20 protein-coding genes and 1 riboswitch are annotated in these 20,981 nt (G+C 32.2%); of the genes, 3 read left to right on the plus strand and 17 right to left on the minus strand.

What is annotated here, in order from left to right; translation table 11 throughout:
• Window positions 1-192 precede the first annotated feature (192 nt).
• The 7 genes from glmM to cdaA all read right to left on the minus strand — a co-directional run bounded on the left by glmM (window position 193) and on the right by cdaA (window position 8,031).
• Window positions 193-1,542 (minus strand): phosphoglucosamine mutase, encoded by a 1,350-nt coding sequence (gene glmM / locus LGK95_RS16430; protein ID WP_226125858.1) that lies wholly within the window; start codon window positions 1,540-1,542, stop codon window positions 193-195.
• 557 nt (window positions 1,543-2,099) lie between these two features.
• Complete coding sequence (buk, locus tag LGK95_RS16435) at window positions 2,100-3,170, minus strand: butyrate kinase (protein ID WP_226125859.1); 1,071 nt, start codon at window positions 3,168-3,170, stop codon at window positions 2,100-2,102.
• A 74-nt stretch (window positions 3,171-3,244) separates the two neighbouring features.
• On the minus strand, window positions 3,245-4,153 hold the full coding sequence (ptb, locus tag LGK95_RS16440) for a phosphate butyryltransferase (protein WP_226125860.1): 909 nt from the start codon (window positions 4,151-4,153) through the stop codon (window positions 3,245-3,247).
• A 22-nt stretch (window positions 4,154-4,175) separates the two neighbouring features.
• A complete protein-coding gene (locus LGK95_RS22485; protein WP_264174588.1) occupies window positions 4,176-4,310 on the minus strand; it encodes a hypothetical protein in 135 nt (44 codons plus the stop codon).
• Between the two features lie 40 nt (window positions 4,311-4,350).
• A complete protein-coding gene (locus LGK95_RS16445; RefSeq protein WP_226125861.1) occupies window positions 4,351-5,952 on the minus strand; it encodes an NAD(P)/FAD-dependent oxidoreductase in 1,602 nt (533 codons plus the stop codon).
• A complete protein-coding gene (locus tag LGK95_RS16450) occupies window positions 5,933-7,231 on the minus strand; it encodes a CdaR family protein (protein ID WP_226125862.1) in 1,299 nt (432 codons plus the stop codon). Before LGK95_RS16450 ends, LGK95_RS16445 begins: the two co-directional genes overlap by 20 nt.
• Window positions 7,201-8,031 (minus strand): diadenylate cyclase CdaA, encoded by an 831-nt coding sequence (gene cdaA, locus LGK95_RS16455; RefSeq protein ID WP_404814468.1) that lies wholly within the window; start codon window positions 8,029-8,031, stop codon window positions 7,201-7,203. The genes LGK95_RS16450 and cdaA overlap by 31 nt, the downstream gene beginning before the upstream one ends.
• A gap of 252 nt (window positions 8,032-8,283) precedes the next feature.
• Here cdaA and LGK95_RS16460 point away from each other — a divergent pair, with 252 nt between their 5' ends.
• Together LGK95_RS16460 and LGK95_RS16465 are read left to right on the plus strand one after the other, a co-directional pair.
• Window positions 8,284-9,327: a hypothetical protein gene (locus LGK95_RS16460; protein WP_226125864.1), complete on the plus strand. Its 1,044-nt coding sequence runs from the start codon at window positions 8,284-8,286 to the stop codon at window positions 9,325-9,327.
• Window positions 9,328-9,405: 78 nt separating this feature from the next.
• Window positions 9,406-9,528: riboswitch (cyclic di-AMP (ydaO/yuaA leader) on the plus strand.
• 1 nt (window position 9,529) lies between these two features.
• Window positions 9,530-10,084 carry a cell wall hydrolase gene (locus LGK95_RS16465; protein ID WP_226125865.1) on the plus strand — a complete coding sequence of 185 codons (555 nt, stop codon included), beginning with the start codon at window positions 9,530-9,532 and terminating at the stop codon, window positions 10,082-10,084.
• A gap of 102 nt (window positions 10,085-10,186) precedes the next feature.
• Here LGK95_RS16465 and LGK95_RS16470 read toward each other — a convergent pair whose 3' ends face one another.
• From LGK95_RS16470 to LGK95_RS16480, 3 genes are all read right to left on the minus strand, one after another.
• Window positions 10,187-11,053, minus strand: coding sequence for an NAD(P)/FAD-dependent oxidoreductase (locus tag LGK95_RS16470; protein ID WP_226125866.1), 867 nt, complete (start codon window positions 11,051-11,053; stop codon window positions 10,187-10,189).
• 178 nt (window positions 11,054-11,231) lie between these two features.
• On the minus strand, window positions 11,232-11,549 hold the full coding sequence (gene trxA / locus LGK95_RS16475; RefSeq protein ID WP_226125867.1) for a thioredoxin: 318 nt from the start codon (window positions 11,547-11,549) through the stop codon (window positions 11,232-11,234).
• Window positions 11,550-11,768: 219 nt separating this feature from the next.
• Window positions 11,769-13,037: a tetratricopeptide repeat protein gene (locus LGK95_RS16480; protein ID WP_226125868.1), complete on the minus strand. Its 1,269-nt coding sequence runs from the start codon at window positions 13,035-13,037 to the stop codon at window positions 11,769-11,771.
• Window positions 13,038-13,207: 170 nt separating this feature from the next.
• On the opposite strand from LGK95_RS16480, the gene LGK95_RS16485 reads away from it, so the two are divergent.
• Window positions 13,208-14,158 (plus strand): L,D-transpeptidase family protein, encoded by a 951-nt coding sequence (locus LGK95_RS16485; protein WP_226125869.1) that lies wholly within the window; start codon window positions 13,208-13,210, stop codon window positions 14,156-14,158.
• A gap of 157 nt (window positions 14,159-14,315) precedes the next feature.
• Here LGK95_RS16485 and LGK95_RS16490 read toward each other — a convergent pair whose 3' ends face one another.
• From LGK95_RS16490 to LGK95_RS16520, 7 genes are all read right to left on the minus strand, one after another.
• Complete coding sequence (locus LGK95_RS16490; protein ID WP_226125870.1) at window positions 14,316-14,522, minus strand: hypothetical protein; 207 nt, start codon at window positions 14,520-14,522, stop codon at window positions 14,316-14,318.
• A gap of 34 nt (window positions 14,523-14,556) precedes the next feature.
• A complete protein-coding gene (locus LGK95_RS16495) occupies window positions 14,557-16,065 on the minus strand; it encodes an oxaloacetate decarboxylase subunit alpha (protein ID WP_226125871.1) in 1,509 nt (502 codons plus the stop codon).
• 82 nt (window positions 16,066-16,147) lie between these two features.
• The gene (locus tag LGK95_RS16500; protein WP_226125872.1) at window positions 16,148-16,933 is read right to left on the minus strand and encodes a putative hydro-lyase; all 786 of its coding nucleotides are present in this window, start codon (window positions 16,931-16,933) and stop codon (window positions 16,148-16,150) included.
• A 13-nt stretch (window positions 16,934-16,946) separates the two neighbouring features.
• Window positions 16,947-17,981 carry a 5-oxoprolinase subunit C family protein gene (locus tag LGK95_RS16505; RefSeq protein ID WP_226125873.1) on the minus strand — a complete coding sequence of 345 codons (1,035 nt, stop codon included), beginning with the start codon at window positions 17,979-17,981 and terminating at the stop codon, window positions 16,947-16,949.
• 4 nt (window positions 17,982-17,985) lie between these two features.
• Window positions 17,986-18,720, minus strand: coding sequence for a 5-oxoprolinase subunit PxpB (gene pxpB / locus LGK95_RS16510; protein ID WP_226125874.1), 735 nt, complete (start codon window positions 18,718-18,720; stop codon window positions 17,986-17,988).
• 15 nt (window positions 18,721-18,735) lie between these two features.
• The gene (locus LGK95_RS16515) at window positions 18,736-19,965 is read right to left on the minus strand and encodes an NRAMP family divalent metal transporter (protein WP_404814466.1); all 1,230 of its coding nucleotides are present in this window, start codon (window positions 19,963-19,965) and stop codon (window positions 18,736-18,738) included.
• Between the two features lie 15 nt (window positions 19,966-19,980).
• Complete coding sequence (locus tag LGK95_RS16520; protein WP_226125875.1) at window positions 19,981-20,754, minus strand: LamB/YcsF family protein; 774 nt, start codon at window positions 20,752-20,754, stop codon at window positions 19,981-19,983.
• Window positions 20,755-20,981: the final 227 nt, after the last annotated feature.

Below are 20,981 nucleotides of genomic sequence, written 5' to 3' on the forward strand. Positions count from 1 at the left end.
GCTTTTAAATCATCTAACTTCATCTATCCTCCTTTAAGTGTATAATTAACATTCTACTATATCCATTTAATAAAAAAAACTAAAAACTTATGAACCTTACTCATAAGCTTTCAGTACATTATATTCATTTTATGGTACAAACGTCAATACTTTTAATGATAAGTTTATTAAATTTTCATTATTTATTCACTTCTATGCGTTTGCTTTTTGTTCAATTAATTTTGCAAGAGAATGTGCCATTTTATCTAATTCACTTTGCACTTTACCCTCAAGCATTACCCTTACTAATGGTTCTGTACCTGAAGGCCTTATGAGTACTCTACCACAACCATCTAACTTTTCTTCTATCTTCTTTATTTCATCCATTATTTCATTATCCTTTTCATGGATGTCTTTTTTATCGTTAGGTACAGTTGCATTAACTAATACTTGTGGAAGCTCTATCATCATTGCTGCAAGATCTGATAAGGATTTCCCTGATTCTTTAATTACAGTTGCTAGTTGGATTCCTGATACAAGTCCATCTCCTGTAGTATTAAAGTCTAGGAAAATTATATGTCCTGATTGCTCTCCCCCAAGACTGTAACCCTCTTGTTGCATTTTTTCAAGCACGTACCTATCTCCTACTTTAGTTTTCACCGTAACTATATTTTCTTTCTTCATTGCAATATCAAAGCCCAAATTACTCATTACTGTTACGACTACTGTATCTTTAGTTAATTTGCCAATGCTTTTTAAGTGTTTCGCACAAATAGCAATCATAAAGTCTCCGCTTACTAGGTTTCCTTTTTCATCTACTGCTAAACATCTATCTGCGTCACCATCAAAAGCTAATCCTAAATCACAATGGTTTTCTTTAACAAAGGCCATTAAGTGCTCAGGATGAGTAGACCCACAGTCCTTATTTATATTTATACCATCTGGATCATTGTTAATGACTAATACCTCTGCTCCAAGGGTTCTTATAGCTTTTACTGAAGTAATATATGAAGCCCCATTAGCACAGTCTAATGCTATTTTAAGTCCTTTCAAGTCACCTGTAATAGTGGATTTAGCAAAATCCATATAATCCTCTACTGCATTTTCCTTGACTGTTTTTTTACCTAAATCTCCAGCTATTGGTGATGGTACTTCTTTAAAATCACTTTCTATAACTGTTTGTATTGTATCTTCTAATTCATCAGATAACTTGAAACCTTTTTTGTCAAAAAATTTTATTCCATTATATTCTACTGGATTGTGAGATGCTGAAATAACAACTCCTGCATCTGCTCCATATTTTCTAGTTAAATATGCAACAGCGGGGGTTGGTACCACTCCAAGGCATATGGCCTCTGCTCCTACAGATAAAATTCCTGCAACTAAGGCTGACTCTAGCATGTCCCCTGAAACTCTTGTATCCATTCCTACTATGATCTTAGGTTTGTGAGCTCCATCTGTTAATACGTAAGCACCTGAGCGTCCTAACTTATATGCAACCTCAACTGTTAACTCTGTATTTGCTATACCGCGTACTCCATCTGTCCCGAACATTCTACTCATATTTTTCTACCTCTTTCTAAATATTATATAGGTTTATTACAGGGCATCCTAAACAAAAACAACTAATCTATATGCTAGTGTTTTTATTTAGGTACCAAAATTGATCTTATTTTTGTTCATATTAATTCTAGCTACATTTACTGAAAACTACTTCTAAATAGATATAATAATAATTATACTTTATTTATATAAAAATAAACATTAATTATATTATAGCTTGTATTATACTACAATAATAAGCTTTTGTAAAAAACTCCTATTATAATACATTATGTTAGCTTTTTCGCAAATTAAAAAGCCACTGAATTTCAGTAGCTTTTTAACATTTAAACGTTTACTTTTAAACTATAAATATAAAATACAACCAATTAATAATTTTTAACTGTAAAACAGGTAACATGTGTATGTCGATCCAAACATATCTCCCTGCAATTCCCGTTTAGTTTTTAAATTACATCTTTGTGAAAGCGGTATATGCATGAGATATATCCAATCTTTTAATAGTAATGCTACAAATCAAATAATAAATTATTAAAACTGCTAATTAGTATGGTTTATTATTTATACTCTTTTGCCTGTTCTTGGCCATTTAATACTCTTATACCACCTTGTGCTAATGCTAATAATTCATCTTCACCTGGATAAACTATAACCTTTGCTATAAATTCTACTTTTTCTGTTATATAACTAACCATAAGTTTTCCATAAGCTATTCCACCAGTTAGAATAATCGCATCTACTTTCCCTGATAATGCTGCTGCGCAACTTCCAATTTCCTTAGCTACTTGATATCCCATAGCTTCAAAAATCAATTTAGCTTTTTCATCGCCAGCTTCTACTTTTGCTATTACATCACGAGCATCGTTTGTATTAAGATAAGCAACGAAGCCGCCTTTTCCATTTATCTTTTTTAGTATATCATCTAAAGTGTATTTTCCACTAAAGCACATTCTAGCTAAATCGCCTGATGGTAATCCCCCAGCTCTTTCTGGTGAAAATGGACCTTCTCCATCTAGTGTATTATTAACATCAACAATTTTACCATCCTTATGAGCTGCAACTGAAACTCCACCACCCATATGTGCAACTATTAAGTTAACTTCTTCATACTTTTTACCATTTTCTTTTGCATATCTTTTAGCTACTGCTTTTTGATTTAAGGCATGAAAAATGCTCTTTCTTTCTAATTCTGGTAACCCTGATAATTTAGCTACATCGATCATTTCATCAACTACCACTGGATCAACTATAAATGCTGGTTTATCTAAAGATTTTCCGATTTCGTTTGCAATTATACCACCTAAATTAGAAGCATGTTGACCTTGTACTCCAATTTTCAAATCATTAAGCATAACTTCATTTACAGCGTAAGTACCACCTTCAATAGGTTTTAAAAGTCCGCCTCTGCCTACTATGGCATCCAAAGTATTTATATCAAAGTTTTTTTCTTTAAGTACCTTTAGTATAACGTCTTTTCTGAAATTAAGCTGTTCAAAAACGCCTTCAAATTGACCTATTTCTTCTGATGAATGCCTTAATGTTTCTTCTAAAATTTCATTTTCATCTTCATAAACACCTATTTTAGTAGAAGTCGAACCTGGGTTAATTATTAATAGTTTATATGACATATTGTTCCTCCTTTATGTTATAAGGCACATTTGACGTTCTGTCTATTTCTATGTGCCTAAACAATTTAGCAATTTTATTTATTATATTCTGCAACTAATGCTGCAAGAGCTATAGAATGTAATTTTGTTTCAGGAGAATCTGCTCTAGAAGTTAATATAACTGGAGCAGAAGTACCTACTAATAAGCCACCATTCTTTGAAGTAGTACCATAAGTCAAAGTTTTGTACATAGCGTTTCCTGCTTCAATATTAGGCATAATAAGAACATCAGCTTTTCCAGCTACTGGACTTTGTATATTTTTATGTTTTCTAGCTTCTTCAGATATTGCAAGGTCTAATGCTAAAGGTCCATCAACTATACAACCTTTTATCTGGCCCCTATCATTCATTTTTGAAAGCAATGCTGCATCAAGTGTAGCTGGCATATTTGGGTTTACTACCTCTACTGCACAAATTACTGCAACTTTAGGAAGGTCAACACCGCAAGCTTTTGCTACTGCTACTGAATTTTTTACTATAGCTACTTTTTCTTTTAATTCTGGATACATATTAAAAGCAACATCTGATATAAATATTAACCTATCATATCCTGGTATTTCAAATACAGCTACATGTGACATTTGCTTTCCAGTTCGAAGTCCTACTTCTTTGTTTAGTACTGCTCTTAAGAACATGGAAGTCTCAACAAGCCCTTTCATAAGCATATCAGCTTTTCCTGAAGATACAAGCTGAACTGCAGCTAATGATGCTTTAGCAGGATCTTTCTCATCTATAATTTCAAATTGTGTTGCATCCATTCCTATGTTTTTAGCAATAAAGATTATTTTTTCTTTATCCCCTACAAGTATAGCATTTGCTATTCCGTTTCTTTTAGCATCACGTATAGCCTCCAGTACTGGTTCATCCTGTGCTACTGCTACTACTACAGTTTTCATTCCTTGTGCTTTTGCTGTATCTAATATTTTTTCAAAAGTTTTACTCATTAATTTGCACTCCTTTTATTATCTATTTTGTTTGTCCACCTTTTCCTATTTTATCCATTTCTTGTCCATTTATTATCCTAAGCTCCCTTTCTTTTATCTTTATATTTTTGCAATCTTTGTAATTTTTACTCAATATATGTTTTATTATCATTTTCATTTTAACAAACTCATAAATAAATTTCAAGACTTAAGATAAATCAATGAGCATATTTCCATTTTCTCATTATAATCTCAGCGATTTTTAATCCATCGACAGCCGCAGAGATTATTCCGCCTGCATATCCTGCTCCTTCTCCTGCAGGGTATAAGCCTTCTAAAGATATGCTTTGGTATTCTTCATTTCTATCTATTCTTACTGGCGCTGATGTTCTTGTCTCAATACCCGTCATTATTGCATCATATGTTGCAAATCCATTTATTTTATGATCAAACTTTGGCAAAGCCTCTTTTATAGCATCTGTTACATAACTAGGCAAACATTTATTAAGATCAGATAATTCATAGCCTGGTGTATAACTTGGTTTTACACTGCCTAATTTCCTGGAAGCTTGACCTTTAAGGAAGTCTCCAACTAACTGCACTGGTGCATTATAGTTTGCTCCACCGACTGCATAAGCTAGGGCTTCATAATGTCTTTGGAACTCAATTCCAGCAAGTGGGCTGTCTGATTTAAAATCTTTAGGTCCTACAGATACTACGATGGCTGAGTTTGCATTATCCTTATTTCTATCATATTCACTCATACCATTTATTACAAGTCTTCCCTTTTCTGAAGCTGCACCTACTACCCCTCCACCTGGGCACATACAAAAGCTGTATACTGACCTTTTCAACTTTTCACTTGTATACGTTAGCTTATAATCTGCAGCCTTCAGTCTTGGATGATTAGCATATTTTCCATATTGATTTTCATTAATCATATCTTGAGGGTGCTCTATTCTAGCTCCAACTGCAAAAGATTTACTTGACATAAATACACCTTTTTTATATAACATATCGTAAGTATCACGAGAACTATGCCCTAATGCTAATATTAAGGTATCACAAGGTATTTCTTCTCCATTTACTATTATGCTTTTTACTTTTTTATCTTTTATAATTACATCTTCAAACTTACTATTAAACCTTACTTCTCCACCTAGTTTAATAATAGTTTCTCTGATGTTTTTGACAACTTCTTTTAGTATATCTGTACCTATATGAGGTTTTCCAATATATAATATTTCTTCAGGTGCACCAGCTTTTACAAATTCTTCTAATATGTAGTCACATCTAGTATCTTTAATTCTTGTAGTTAATTTTCCATCTGAAAATGTCCCTGCTCCACCTTCACCAAATTGCACATTAGATTCTGTATTTAACTCCCCACTCGCCCAAAACTTATCTATAGTTTTAGTCCTATGTTCTACCTTTTCTCCTCTTTCAATAATTAAAGGTTTATACCCTTTTTGTGCCATAAGAATACCAGCAAACATTCCTGCCGGTCCCATACCTACAATTATTGGTCTATGGTTCATCTCTTTAGTTCCAAATTCAAACTCAGCATTATACTTAACTTCTTCGATTTTAACATCCTTATGATTTGCTCTTGCTACTATTTTTATTTCATTATCCATTTCAATAAGGACAGCATAGTTAAACTTAATATTATTCTTTTTTCTAGCATCTATGGATTCTTTAGCTATTCTAATTTTTTTTATCTCATTACCTTGGACTCTCATTATTTTTGCTGCTTTTGCTTTTAGAGAATCCAAAGCATCGTTTATATCCAAAACTATGTTATTTACCCTTATTGTCATTGCTTATAGTTCCCTCCGTTTGCTTCTTCGTTAAAGTTACTGATATTTTATTAGGTGCTTCTGATACCAAATTTACTCCATCTGGTATGGACACTTTTACTGGAATAGTGTAGGATCCTTCTACTAAATTAGATAAATCTACTTCTGCGCTGATTTTTGCTATATCCAATGAATTTATAATTGCTTGCTTTCCTGATATAACTAACGAAACCTTATCATTGCCTAACTTTACTCCATAATTTTCACCTAAATTAGTATAATTAATATTTTGACTTATTGTTTTTTGTGCTAACTTATCTACATCATTTTGTATTACTTCAGTTGTATCTTGGGAGTTTACCTTATCTAATTTAAGTTGGACCTCAGTCGTAGCATTACCATTAACTAAAGTTAATCCATCAGGAACAATAACCTTAACTTTCATGGTAGTACTCTTATCTATTTTGCTTAAATCTATATTTTCTGTATTTAAAGTTTTCACTTCACTGAGTACATTAGAACTCCCTGTTACATCAAATTTTTCAGGTGTTGCTTTTGTGCTAGCTAAAGTATATCTCGAATTCAATGTTCCCGTGGTCTTTATCGCTACTCCTAAAGATTTAGTCTTACTAACAGGAATTTTGACATCAATTTGAGCTGGGCTTACACTAACCTCTTTTACTTCTTCTCCTGATTGATCTACTGGTTTAAGCTTATATGTTTTTGAAACATTAGACTGAATACCTTGTATATTCTCTACTAGTAATATTTTTTTTACTAAATTCACAAACTTTGAACCACCAACTACCGTAGCATAATCTTGGGATAATTTTGGAGCGGATGCAAAAAATCCTTCCGTTGGTTTACCACTTATATTTACACTTATAGGTAGTTTCGTTTGTTTGAGATCATCTAAATTTATCTTTATAAAGAGACTATCACTATTAACTACATTTACATTGTCAGGGCTTGTTCTTATTTCAATAGGTATATTTTGTTCTCCACTTTTAAGAGCATATGCGCTTAAGTCTGCCACCACTTTAAAATTTTCTGCTTTAGCATTGAGAAGTATGCTAGTATTAGCTCCTTTTATATTTAAGGACGTGGTTAAATCTTGACCTGGTACTAATACGAGATTCGACCTTGTTAAGGTATCTGTATTTAAAAGCTGCACAGGTATGCTTTTAACTTTATAAGTAGTCAATGGGTTTTCAGTGCTTGTTATAAAAAGCCATAACACAAAGGCAGCTATTACACAGCAAACTTTAATTATAAATTGTTGTTTTCTGGCTTTATCCATGACTTTATTCTCCCCTTTAAAGTTGTTTTTTTATTTTGTCTTCTTTTTATTATTTGAACAAGTATTTTTTTAAGCTTATCCTTGTCATAGTTTCTTATGAGTCTTCCATTCATTGCAAGAGATATAGTGCCTGTTTCCTCTGAAACTATTATTGTTAGAGCATCTGAAGTTTCTGTTATTCCTATGGCTGCTCTATGCCGAGTCCCTAGTTTTTTACTTATTACATCGTTATTTGATAAAGGCAGAAAACACCCTGCCGCTATTATTCTATCATTTCTAATTACTGTGGCACCATCATGAAGCGGAGTGTTAACCACAAATATATTTTCCAATAAAGCTGCTGATATTACAGAATCTAATTCGGTTCCAGTTTTAATTATTTCTCCAATACCTGTCTTTTGTTCTATAACTATTAATGCTCCAGTTCTACTTTTCGATAAAATTTCAACAGCATTAACAATTTCCGTTATTACTTTTTCCATTATCTCTTCATCTTCAAATATGTGTTTATCCACAAAAGCTGTTCTTCCGAGGTGCTCTAGTGCTCTTCTTATTTCTGGCTGGAAGATGATAACAATAGTTAAAACACCAATTGTTATTGTCTTATTTAAAATCCAATTCAGCACTGTCAAATTAAGTAATTGACTTATTGGAATAAGAGCAAAAATAAGAACTATTCCTTTTAATAACTGTATCCCTCTTGTTTCTTTCATTAGCATATAACCTTTATAGAATATAAAAGCCACCACTAGTATATCCAAGATTGAAAATAAACTTATATTTTTAACTGTGCTTATCATTAACTTAAATACTTCCAAAAAAGCTCACACCCCTCTTCAAAACCTCTACTTACAATTATACACCATGATCTGATTTATTAGTATAAATTATAAGTTAATTTTATTATAACAATTAATCTTATATTCCAAAGTAATTCTACTTAATATATGCAACTTAAATATTTTTCAGGGTATAATTCTGTAATTTATCTAGAATAATATATGTAGTATGTTAATATATGAATATAAGACAAATAATAAGGAGTGAATTTTTTGAGCAAAAATAAAGATATTATAGATACTAATGATACTAATAATAATAATAAGAAGAAGAACTGGACTAAAACTATACTTATTCTATCTATTGTGCTAACCTCCATATGTATTTTCTTAGGTAGCTACTACACATCTGTAAATAAGGTATATCATTCATATAAAACTACCTTAATTACTAACATTAGCAGTATTAATGAAGTCAACCAGAATATATCTCAGTTTAATAGCAACCAAACAATAGATGTTAATTATGCACGAAAACAATTACCTAATATGATAAAAAATCTGTCTACACTCAGAGATACTTTAGCAAATTCGAAACCTACATTGAAATATAAAGGGGATAATGAAAACCTTACGTTAGGCCTTGATAAAAACCTATTAATGTATAGGCAGACACTTGCAATATTAAACAATCCCTCTGGCAAAGACGTAGCAAAATCTACACAAGATCTTAAGACTTTTAGAAATGACTGCATGAATTTTTACTCACTAATAAATATTAGTAACACTAAAATAGCACTACCAAAGACATCTTTAGCCTTCATTGATAATGTACTTAACTATAGCGATAGCGCTGTAATGGTAAGAAAAGAAACGGACATTAAGTCACAGCAAAATCAAGAATTCCTCACAAATACAGATGCATTATCCGTTGAGTTTTTAGATGCTCGAACTAATTTATACTTAGATGTGCTAAAGGTAAGAAAAAAAGAGATGTCCTATGATGATGTTTTATCAATAGTTAATGATGAGGTTACAAAACTCAATAAAACTCAAAATGATTTCAACAATTTATCTGTGCCACCTTCTGCTATTCCTACTTATCAAGCTTTCAAACCAATACTAGACACGCAAGATAGCTATTTAATGGATTTTAAACTTGCTCTTACAAGTGAGAAAGTTCAAGCTTTAAGTGCAGTGATAGATTCATCCTCGCTAGATGCTTTATATACTTCTTCTAATGCACTATACATTGAAGTACAGAGTTCATATAATAACTTCACTAAAGTCTATACTGACCTAAAAAGCAAAAAATAAATGCGATATATTGTTATGTCTGCATAACTTTTCATTATTTTCTAAGAAATTAGTGTATTTATTTCAAACTCTAGGTCACACTACTATTAGCCTAAGTAAAAGAACGCGGAGGAACCAAGCATCTGGGGTGAATCACAAATTGTGTAGGTTAAACCTTTCCCGAACCCGTCAGCTAACTCCGTAGGCATAAGGAGAAGATAATATGAAAAAATTTGCTTTTTTGTCTTGTATACTAATATTATTCTTAGTATTACCTACTTTAAGAGTAAATGGTGAACATTTATATTCGTTTAATTCAGGAATAAAAGATTTATATAATGAGCAAAAGGATGCGGTGGCAGTATTCAAACAGTCAAATAGCTCTGTTTATATTACTGATGATGATATTTATTTAATGTCACAAGTTGTATATGCTGAGAGTTGTGGTGAATCTGATAGTGGCAAACTTGCAGTAGCTTCTGTAATACTAAACAGAACTAGCGATGGTCATTTTCCAAAATCTATTTCTGGCGTTATCTACCAGAAGAATGCCTTTTCTTGTGTTAAAAATGGAAAGGTAGTTCATAATGGTAAAACAAATGTTGTTCCCGATTCAGCTTGTTACTCTGCTGTATTGGAAGCATTAAAAGGTAAAGATCCTACATATAACGCCGTTTTCTATTACAATCCTGAAATATCCACTTCTAAGTGGATGATAGGTATAAAAAAAGACAATTTAAAAACTATAGGAAATCATGTTTTCTTTGTAGTTAAATAAAAACTGTAGTACTTAGCTATGACTTAGGCAGTTAATTGTAATTACAATTAACTGCCTAATTTTATTACATATAAAAATCTTAATTAGAATCTACACGCTCCATTATTTATCATTCAACTTATCCAAATATGAAGCTGCCGCTAATGCTGCTACTAATCCCTCTCCAGCAGACTTAATATACTGATATGGTTTTCCAGTACAGTCTCCTGCTGCATAACACCCATCTATGTTTGTTTTCATAGTTCTATCAACTTTTATATGTCCTTCCTCTATTTCAAGACCTGGCACTAATTGAGCAGGAGATACACTGTCTCTTAACATGAAGACTCCATCTGTGATTATTTCGCCCTCATCCAAAATAACCTTAGTTACCGTGTCTTCACCAACTATTTCTATTACCTTATGATTTATTACCTCCACCTTAGGGCTTAAATTATATTCCCCTCTATACATTGGAATATAATATGTTTTACTACACAATTCACTTACATAATTAGTTTCTTCTTCACTTTCTTTGTTGAATCCAACTATAACAACTGTCTTATCTTTATATAGCGGAGCGTCACAAGTAGCGCAATATCCTACTCCTTTTCCTAAAAACTCTTCCTCTCCTTTTAGAGGTTTTGTGTATTCTATTCCTGTAGCTAATATTATTGCTTTTGCTTCATATATTTTTTCATTTACCATTAGAGCAAAATAATCTCCCATAGCATATACATTGTTTATTTTCTCATTCACAATGCCTATTCCCATAGCTGCAATATGCGCTGCAAACTGATTTTTGAGTTCAATTCCTGTAACGTTATAAAATCCTAAATAATTGTTTACCTTTGCTGCTTTTATTAGTTTTGGACTTAAATCCTTATTACCAAAAACTATTATATTTTTATTTCTAATTTTAGCATTAATAGCTGCTTCAAGTCCTGCTGGCCCTGTTCCAATTATAGCTATATCATATCTTTCACTCATAATTTTTCCTCCTTATTCATTACTATAACGAATAAATTTTTTCTAATAAAATGGAGATATTTATTTAAATTTTAACAATTTAAAATATCTATCTCCAAACACTTCTATTTTCTTTTTTGTAATTTAAAAAATTACAACTTTAATCACTTAAATCATCAGCTTTTGTGATTTACTTATTTTATAAATTCTTTTCTATTAATTTCTTTAAATCTGCTTTAGGTCTAAATCCTACTAAAGTTTCTTTAACTGTTTCTTTACTAAGTACCATAACTGTTGGAATACTTGAAATCTTATATTTAGATGATATCATTGGGCTTTCATCCACGTTAACCTTAGTAAATTTTACTTTTGTTCCCATCTCGCTAGCTAATTCTTCAATTACTGGACTTAACATTTTACAAGGTCCACACCAAGGTGCCCAAAAATCAACTACAACTATGTCTTCTGAATTTGCAATTTCCTCGTTAAAATTGTTATCATTTACTTCTTTAATCATATTATTACCTCCATTTATTATACCCCACTAGGGTATCTATATATTGTTATTGTATACCTTAAAATGTTACTAGTCAATTATATATAAATTCAATATGCGCTATATTTAGGTTCTCAATATATCTATTAAATCACCATAATTCTCTTACACATATCAAAATTAGTATACCCAAACCAAAACTCAATAATGTCAGTCATTCGACTTCCTTTTTATTTATTTTTATGAACTTAATATCTCTTTAACTATTGAATTATTATATCGTGAATTAGGATACTGTTTTATTAAATTTTGTGCATAACCTTTGGCTTTATATATATTTATATCCTTATTTATAAGAATTAAATTATATAATACTTCCTCAGTATAAATTCCACTGGGATATTGTTTTAAATTAATTTCATAATATTTAAGAGCATTTTGAAAATCCGAAACGGATTTGTAACTTACGGCTAACATATAAATTATATGCTCATTTAAATAATTACCTTTAGAATATGGTAATGCATATAAAAAATACTTTTGAGCTTTTATATACTTTTTATCATTCATATCATTCATGCCTTTTTTATAAAAAAATGATATTCCAGTCTTCTTGATAAGATCTTCTCCTTTTACTAGGAGCAACCTATCGTTTATTTCTAGATCAGCATCTTTCCATACATTTACATATGTAATTATTTGTTCCATATTATCATTTTTTAGACTTTCTGTAAACTGTTGTTGTGGAAAATTCTTTGCTACTTGCGTTTGTTTTTTAATAGTTTTATCTTTAGATTTTAATTCTTGTTCTTGTTCTATATTTTTTGTTTCATTTTTGTCTTTTTTAAAGATTCCCGATATTCCATTTCGAACTTTTTTTTCACTCAATATCGAAAAGTCTTTAATATTATTCATACAAACTTTTGCTAGAATCAGAGTTATTATAATCAATAATATACTAATCGTAACTACTACTATTTTCTTATAGTTTATCTCTCGTTTTAAATTTCCAAATTCTATTAATGTTTTCTTATTAACAATAGCTTGAGTATTTTTTTTATCTACCTTTAGAACTTCTTTTATGTACTGTAGTGCACTATCATATTCACCTTGCTTTATATAACAACTGCTAATATAGTTATTTACATTTATAAAATTAAAATGACTATTTTCACACTGATTTAAAATGCCCAGTGCTGCACTTATATTAAGCTTTTTTATTAACTCCAATGCATTAACGTACAAATGTAATTTTTCCTTATCACGTACACTATCATCAAGATACTTTTTCGATACTTTATCATGGTTTCTTTTATAATTTATATTCCACATATTTTTAGCTTTTTCCAAATCGCCTTTTAAATAATATAAAATACCCTTTAAATTTAGAGCTGCAGCATTTGCATTATTTAGAGAAATGCTTTTTTCACAAAGCGATAACGCCTTGTCTATATAACCATCATTATATTTATTCATCGCTTTTACATATATTTTACCTGACTTATCCATATTTCACCTTTTATTTTTTTATTTAAGCTTATTCTAATTATATCATAGCATTTATTTTATTTACTAGGGTTATGCATAATAACAGTAAAAAATAATGTTAATTAATTTTGTATTAAAATCTTATATGTTTCATATTATGATATTACTATCAATTTATAAAAGGAGCTCCAATGCATATAAAATATTTTAATCATCCTGCTAATCTAGTTAATCTTGTACTAATTTTAGTGCTTATAACCTGTTCCTGGTTATATAATAGTTATATATTACAATCTGCTGGACAACCTTTAAGCATAGCGGTCGCAAAGAGAGATTTTATAGCATTTCCTATTATAGAAACTGAATCTAAAATTTATCCCTTAACAAGAGAGCTTATATCCGAGAACTCTGTTCAAGGTTCTTCACTTAAAACTAGCCTTAGAACTGGTAGTCGTGGTGATATTGTGAAATATGTTCAACGTAGACTTATTGTTTATGGATACACAGTAAAAGCTGACGGTTTGTATTCAGCAATCACTTATGATGCAATATTAAATTTTCAATATCGATGTGGATTAGATTTTGACGGAGAGGTTGGAAACTCAACTTTAGAAAAACTAAATATACCTCCTAATGCAAACACAAAATATAATACCAAGGTAGCTTCATTAACAAATAGTAGTAATACTACATCTAATATTGGATTAAACAATTATAAATCTATTACTAAATTGGAATCATCTATGAATTTTTCAAAGGTTACTAGTGAAACAAACTATTATATTAATGTAGATTTATCAAATCAAAGGGTAAATATTTTTATAAAATCAAATGAAAAATGGACTTTAGATAAGTCATTTTTATGTACTTCTGGGGCATCCTCAACCCCTACTATAACAGGTAATTATACAGTTCAAGACAAAGGGCCAATGTTTAGAGCAGGGTCAAATACTATTTGCGCTTACTACACACGTATTTCTGGTAATTATTTATTTCATACAGTACTACTTGATAATAACAATAATATACAAGATGGTAGGCTTGGAAGTCCTTTATCTCATGGTTGCCTAAGACTTGCAATTGATGATGCTAAATATATATATACTACTATCCCTTTCGGCACAAGCATCTCTATTCATTAGAATGTAGGGAGTATTTCTTCTCCTGCTTCCAATATACTTAATTCTTTATAAATATAATACTAATGTGGAAAATTGCTTAAAAATATTTTCCACATTATCTTCTAACCCTGATATTATTCATTTATTACTTGATCCTTTTTTACCTTATCTCCCACTGCTACAGAAATTCTAAAATATTTCCAGGCATACTAGCCTCAACAGTTTCTGCACCTGAAAGGTTCTTTGAGTTATTTAATTTATCTTGGCTGCTAACTTGAGCTATAGTATCCTCCTCTTCCACAGTTGGTTCTGTTACTTCTTCTGTTACTTCTTCTATTTCTACTTCATATATCTTATCATTGAGCGTTATCATATATTTTTTCATATCTATTATCACCTTCCTAGGCAAATTATACTTATTATTTTATTCTTGTGATTTTTGTTATGTGGAACTTTGAATCGGGCCTATCCTGAGCTGCCATAGCGGTTGCAACAAGTGATACTACTCTTTCATCTTCATCTTCTTCTTCTATAATACTGCTTACTGTTATTTTTTCATAACTATCACAAATATTACTATTTATATTAGCACTTAACCTGTCCTCAAAGAATTTTTTTGAAATTCGTGGAAATAAAGCATACGATAACACATCTTCATAAGTAGTGGCCAAATCTCCAATTTCATTTTCATATTTGTCCATCTCCGGCTCTAATAAGTCTGCTGGTCTTTGAGTTATAATTTTCATGTCCCCTATAATTTTTGTTTTTATTTCATCTTTTATAGGTGTTGATGGACTTCCATAAAGTCCTTTAACATAATCTTTTAATTCTTTTGGAATTATTTTATATCGGACACCAGATAATATATTAAATACTGCTTGAGTTCCTACCATTTGAATAAGAGGCGTAATTAAAGGTGGAAATCCTAAATCTTCTCTCACTCTAGGTATCTCTGTAAGGACTTCTTTATATTTAGATTCAACCCCCTGTGCCTTGAGTTGTGATAAAAGGTTCGATAACATCCCTCCAGGAACCTGATATGTAATAATTCTAGGCTCTACATTCATAACTTTTGGATTTAGTATTCCATTTTCTCTGTATTTCTCTTTTATAGGTCTAAAATAGTCTGCTATTTCACCTAATAAATTAATATCTAATTTAGGATCGTGTGGACTCTCTTTTAAAGTAAGGACCATCGACTCTGTAGGTGGTTGTGATGCACCCTCTGAAAAGGGAGAAATTGCAGTGTCAATAATATCTACTCCTGCTTCAACAGCCTTTAAATATGTCATAGAAGCTATTCCACTAGTACAATGAGCATGTAAACATAATGGTATTTTTACAGCCGCTTTTAATTTTCCCACTAATTCGAAAGCCGAATATGGCGTTAATATACCCGCCATATCATTAATACAAATTGAATGTGCCCCTAATTCCTCTAATTTTATTGATAATTTAACATAGTAATCTAAAGTGTGTACTGGGCTAGTTGTATAACATATAGCACATTGACAGTGTGCTCCACCTTCTTTAATAACTCTAATTGAAGTTTCCATATTTCTTGTATCATTTAATGCATCAAATACTCTTATTATATCTATACCATTTTCTATAGACTTCTTAATAAATGCCTCTACTACATCATCTGCATAATGCTTATATCCTAGAAGATTTTGACCTCGAAGGAGCATTTGAAGTTTAGTATTTTTAACCGCCGTGCGTATTTCTCTTAGTCTTTCCCAAGGGTCTTCATTAAGAAAACGGAGACATGAATCAAAAGTTGCTCCTCCCCACACCTCCATTGAATAATACCCGACCTTATCCATTTTTTCTAGAATTGGTAATATCTCTTTTGTTTTTAATTTGGAAGCAATTAAAGATTGCTGGCCATCTCTTAGTACTGTTTCAGTTATTTTAATTGGATTCACTATTCTATCCCTCCTTAGAGTGCGTTTTCCTCAATTTCACAAGTTGCTTCTTTAATTATGATTTAGCAACATCCTACTGATATTAGAATGTTGCTAAATCATCATCCAATACATCGGAAATAAACATACATCCGGGTGCATGAGTTATTACGAGTTCTGGCTTTATATTCATTATTACTGCTTGAGGTGTAACACCACACGCCCAAAAGACTGGTACTTCGCCCTCTTTAATGGTTACAGAGTCTCCAAAGTCTGGTTTTGATATGTCTTTAATACCTATTTTCTCAGGATTACCTATATGAATGGGTGCCCCATGAACACTTGGGAATCTTGATGTAATCGCCACCGCTTTTTCAACCAAATCTTTTCGGATTGGTCTCATACTGACAACAGTAGGGCCATTAAAAATTCCTGCTGGATGACATTCTATATTTGTTATATACATAGGCACATTACTCTTCTCTTCAATGTGACGTATACCAATTTTTGCATCTGACAAAGCCTTTTCAAATGTAAAGCTACAACCGATAAGGAAAGTTACTAAATCCTCAGTCCACAAATTCAAGATATTATTTACTTCTTCCACTAGTATTCCATCCCTGTAAACACGATATTTAGGTATATCTGTGCGGATATCTGCCGTAGGAGCAATAAGATTAGGTGTGAATTTCCCAGGTTCGCAGATGTCTAAAATAGGACAGGATTTTGGATTTCGTTGGCAGAATATAAGAAAATCCATGGCATATTTAGCAGGAAGTACTACTAAATTAGCCTGAGTATAACCATAAGCTAATCCTGGTGTGATACCTGTCCATTTCTCTGCTCTTATTTCTTTCCTTGCTTCTTTTCCATTATTAAAACCCAACATTACCATCTCCTTATTATATAATTTCCTCTACAATCACTTCATATTCCTTATTATTTACTCTTACTTTAAGCCTTTTACCACTTATTGTGCTACATCCGAACTTTTCCACACTTTCCCTTATCGAATCAAAGTCTTTCATATATTTCCTATATATTCTATGAGCTTCCTCAATGTTTATTAATTTAAACCTGATACTGTCACCAGGCTTTAACTGTCCCACTATGTTTATATCAGGAGTTATTATTGTAGCAATCTTCGTATATCCACCAGTAGTTTGCCTATCCGCCATCATAATTATTGGAGCCCCATCTCCTGGAATCTGCACCGACCCCATGGTTATTCCATCAGAAATAATGTCTGCACCAAGTTTGTGAGAAATTTTAGTACCAGATAATCGGTATCCCATTCTATCAGCTTCATTTGTTACTTCATACGCACAATCCAAAAATGTGTTTATTCCATCTTTGGTAAAATAATCATCCTGTGGACCCATTACCACTCTTACAATATTATCCTTGGAGTACGATGGTATTAACTCAATTGGAAGCTTTTTTATACTAGTAAAATTACTTTCATCTACGCTCCCAATTTTAATCTCATCACCAGCCCTCAGCATCCTTCCCTCAAAGCCTCCAACATTGCCCTTCACATAGGTAGCCTTGCTACCCATAACCTCTGGCACATCTATGCCACGCGCTATTGCTACATAACTCCTGCACCCACTTTTTGAAGTTCCAAAGGAAAGCTCATCACCATCTAACACTTTAACCCCTGTCCACATGTCTATAGCCTTATTATTTATCATTGGCATAAGATTGCCTCCTGTAACTGAAATCAAGGCATCACCTTCAAATTTTATTTTCAGTCCGAAAAGCGTAGTTTCTAAACATGCTTCGCTATCTATGTTCCCAACAAGAATATTAGCCACTCTTAGAGAGAACTGATCCATTGCACCTGCAACAGACATCCCGGATTTTTGATAATTATACCTACCAATGTCCTGAATGGTAGTATACATACCGGGCTTTAATATCTTCATTATCGTCATATACTTACCTTCTTTCCTTACCCCTTATAATTACTTTATATTTTCCTTCTAACTCTAAAGCCTCAATATTTTTATATTCATTCTCATCTATTTGTACAAATTTTATATAATCACCCGCATTTAGTAGCACAGGATCCTTTCTGTATGGATCATACAATTTGACAGGAGTCCTACCAATTAATTGCCACCCACCAGGGCTTTCTACAGGATATATACCTGTCTGTTTACCTGCAATTCCTACACTTCCAACAGGTATTTTAGTTCTTGGATTTTGAAGCCTTGGAGCCTCTATTTTATCACTCATACCTCCAAGATACGGAAACCCTGGTGTAAACCCAATCATATAAATTAAATATTCCATATCTGTGTGGATTTTTATCACTTCATCTATTGATATTTTATTATGATCTGCCACAAACTCAATATCAGGACCATACTCCCCACCATAAAGTGTTGGTATTTCTATAACTTTAGCCTCGGTCAGTTTTAATTCATGCATCCTAGATATAATGGATTTCAAAACACTTATAAGTTCAGTAAGTTCCATTATCATAGGGTCATAAATTACCATAAGCGACCTGTATGTTGGAATAGTCTCGTTTATTCCTATAATACCTTCCTGCTCAATTGCAACTGTAAGACTTCTGATTTTTGAATTAACCTGCTCTTCAATTTTATCTCCAAATTCAACAACTAAAGCTCTATCTCCGGCGATTAAATACTTAACTTCTTCATACATATTGTATTTTACCTCCTATTTAAATAATGCAACTATTCCACCCATGGACTGATAACCTGCAATTATTGCTAATATCACAACAACATATCCCAAATACATAAGCAATTTGGAATGCTTATATTCTCCTACAATATCCTTCTTTGTAGACGCAATAAGTATTATTCCAAGAGCAATTGGAAGAATTAAACCATTAAGTGAACCAGCTACCACAAGTAATTCTACAGGCTTACCGAGCGTTAAAAATATAAGCGTTGATATAACAATAAACCCTATAATAAATTTTGATGTATGTTTTTCAAAAACTGGTGCTAGTGTTTTTAAGAATGATACAGATGTATACGCTGATCCAACCACTGATGTTAGCGCAGCTGAAAAGAGTACAACTCCAAATAACATATAACCAAAATTACCTGCCCCAAGTTTAAAAGCTTCCGCTGCAGGATTTACTGAGCCAAGTGGTTTACCAATGTTTACAACAACTCCAAGAACAGCTGCGAACAGAAGTATTCTCATAAGTGAAGCTATTGTTATTGCAATTACTGAGCTTTTATTTATATCTTTCAAATGTTCTATTCCTGTAATCTTAGCATCTATCAGTCTGTGTCCTCCAGCAAATGTTATATATCCACCTACTGTTCCACCGACAAGAGTTATAAATGGCAAAAATTCAAACTCAGTTGGCACAAATGTCCTTGCAATCATCTCCCCTACTGGAGGATGGGTCCTAAAAGCAACATATCCAATTAGAATAATCATCAGAACTCCGAGTACCTTTGCGAAAGTGTCCATTGCTTTTCCAGCTTCTTTAGACGTAAATATTACAATAGCTATAACAGCACTAATAATTGCACCTAGTTTAACGTTTATGCCAAATAATACATTAAGACCAAGGGCAGCTCCTCCAATATTTCCTATATTAAATGCAAATCCCCCAATACATATTAGAACTGCTAGGAAAACACCAAGACCGGGTAGCGTCTTGTTTGCAATATCTTGTGCCCTAAGACCTGATACGCCAATAACTCTCCATATATTGAGCTGGGCTATAAAGTCTACTATAATAGTAAGCAATATAATAAAACCTAGATTAGCTTTAAACGTTTCTGTAAATACTGCAGTTTGGGTCAAAAATCCCGGTCCTATAGCAGATGTAGCCATAAGGAACGATGCTCCAATTAGCACACCCCAATTACTTTTCTTTTTTATGTTCATGTCTTGCTTGCCTATATGTGATTTGTTATTCATAAACTTACATGCCTCCTATTTTATAAATTGATTAAGTGATTTTATTTCTACTCCAGCTCTGGATAGCTCCTCATTTATAACTCTTACAAACTCAACAGCCTCCGGATTGTCTCCATGAACACATATGGAATCAACATTAATATTCATCTCTTCACCGTTTATTGCTGTAACCTTTCCTTCTTTTACCATTCTTATTACCCTTGAAATAGCTATATTCGTGTCGTGTATCATTGAACCAGGAAGACTTCTTGCAACAAGAGTTCCATCAGAATTATATGCCCTGTCCGCAAAAACTTCATTTGCAGCTTTTAACCCTTTTTCTTTTGCAGCTCTTACCAGTTCACTCCCTGCAAGTCCAAGAACTATCAAATCCCTGTCCACTTCCCATATACCATCTATTATTGCCCGCGCTAGTTTGCCGTCTTTAGCTGCCATGTTATACATAGCCCCATGAGGCTTTACATGTTGCATTTTGGCTCCTGCTGATTTTACGAAACCGTATAAAGCTCCAAGCTGATATATGGTGTACTGTTTTATCTCATCTGGCGATATCGTCATATTTCTTCTCCCAAAGCCCATGATATCAAAAAAACCAGGGTGTGCGCCAATACCTACATTAGTTTTATAAGCAGCCCTAACAGTATCCCTCATAACAATAGGATCCCCTGCATGCCACCCACATGCAATATTAGCTGATGATACATATTTAAGAACTTCTTCATCAAGTCCGATTTTGTAAGCACCAAAACTTTCTCCTAGATCACTGTTTAAATCAACAATTTTGCTCATATTATCCATCCTCCTTTGTTTCACTTTGCATAACGTTAAAACTCTAATTAGAATTCTATAAATAATGCTATTTTACTTATTTGAAATGGATAAATTATATTAATGGCCTAATTCATCATTCTGTTTATAATAGCATGTGCACTTATCCACATCAATGATTATTTAATGGTACGTACTGCTATTCTTGCTATTTCAAATAAATTAATCATCATTTTTAACTTAATTTG

The sequence above is a fragment of the Clostridium algoriphilum genome (genome assembly GCF_020443705.1).
Taxonomy (GTDB): domain Bacteria; phylum Bacillota; class Clostridia; order Clostridiales; family Clostridiaceae; genus Clostridium_AD; species Clostridium_AD algoriphilum.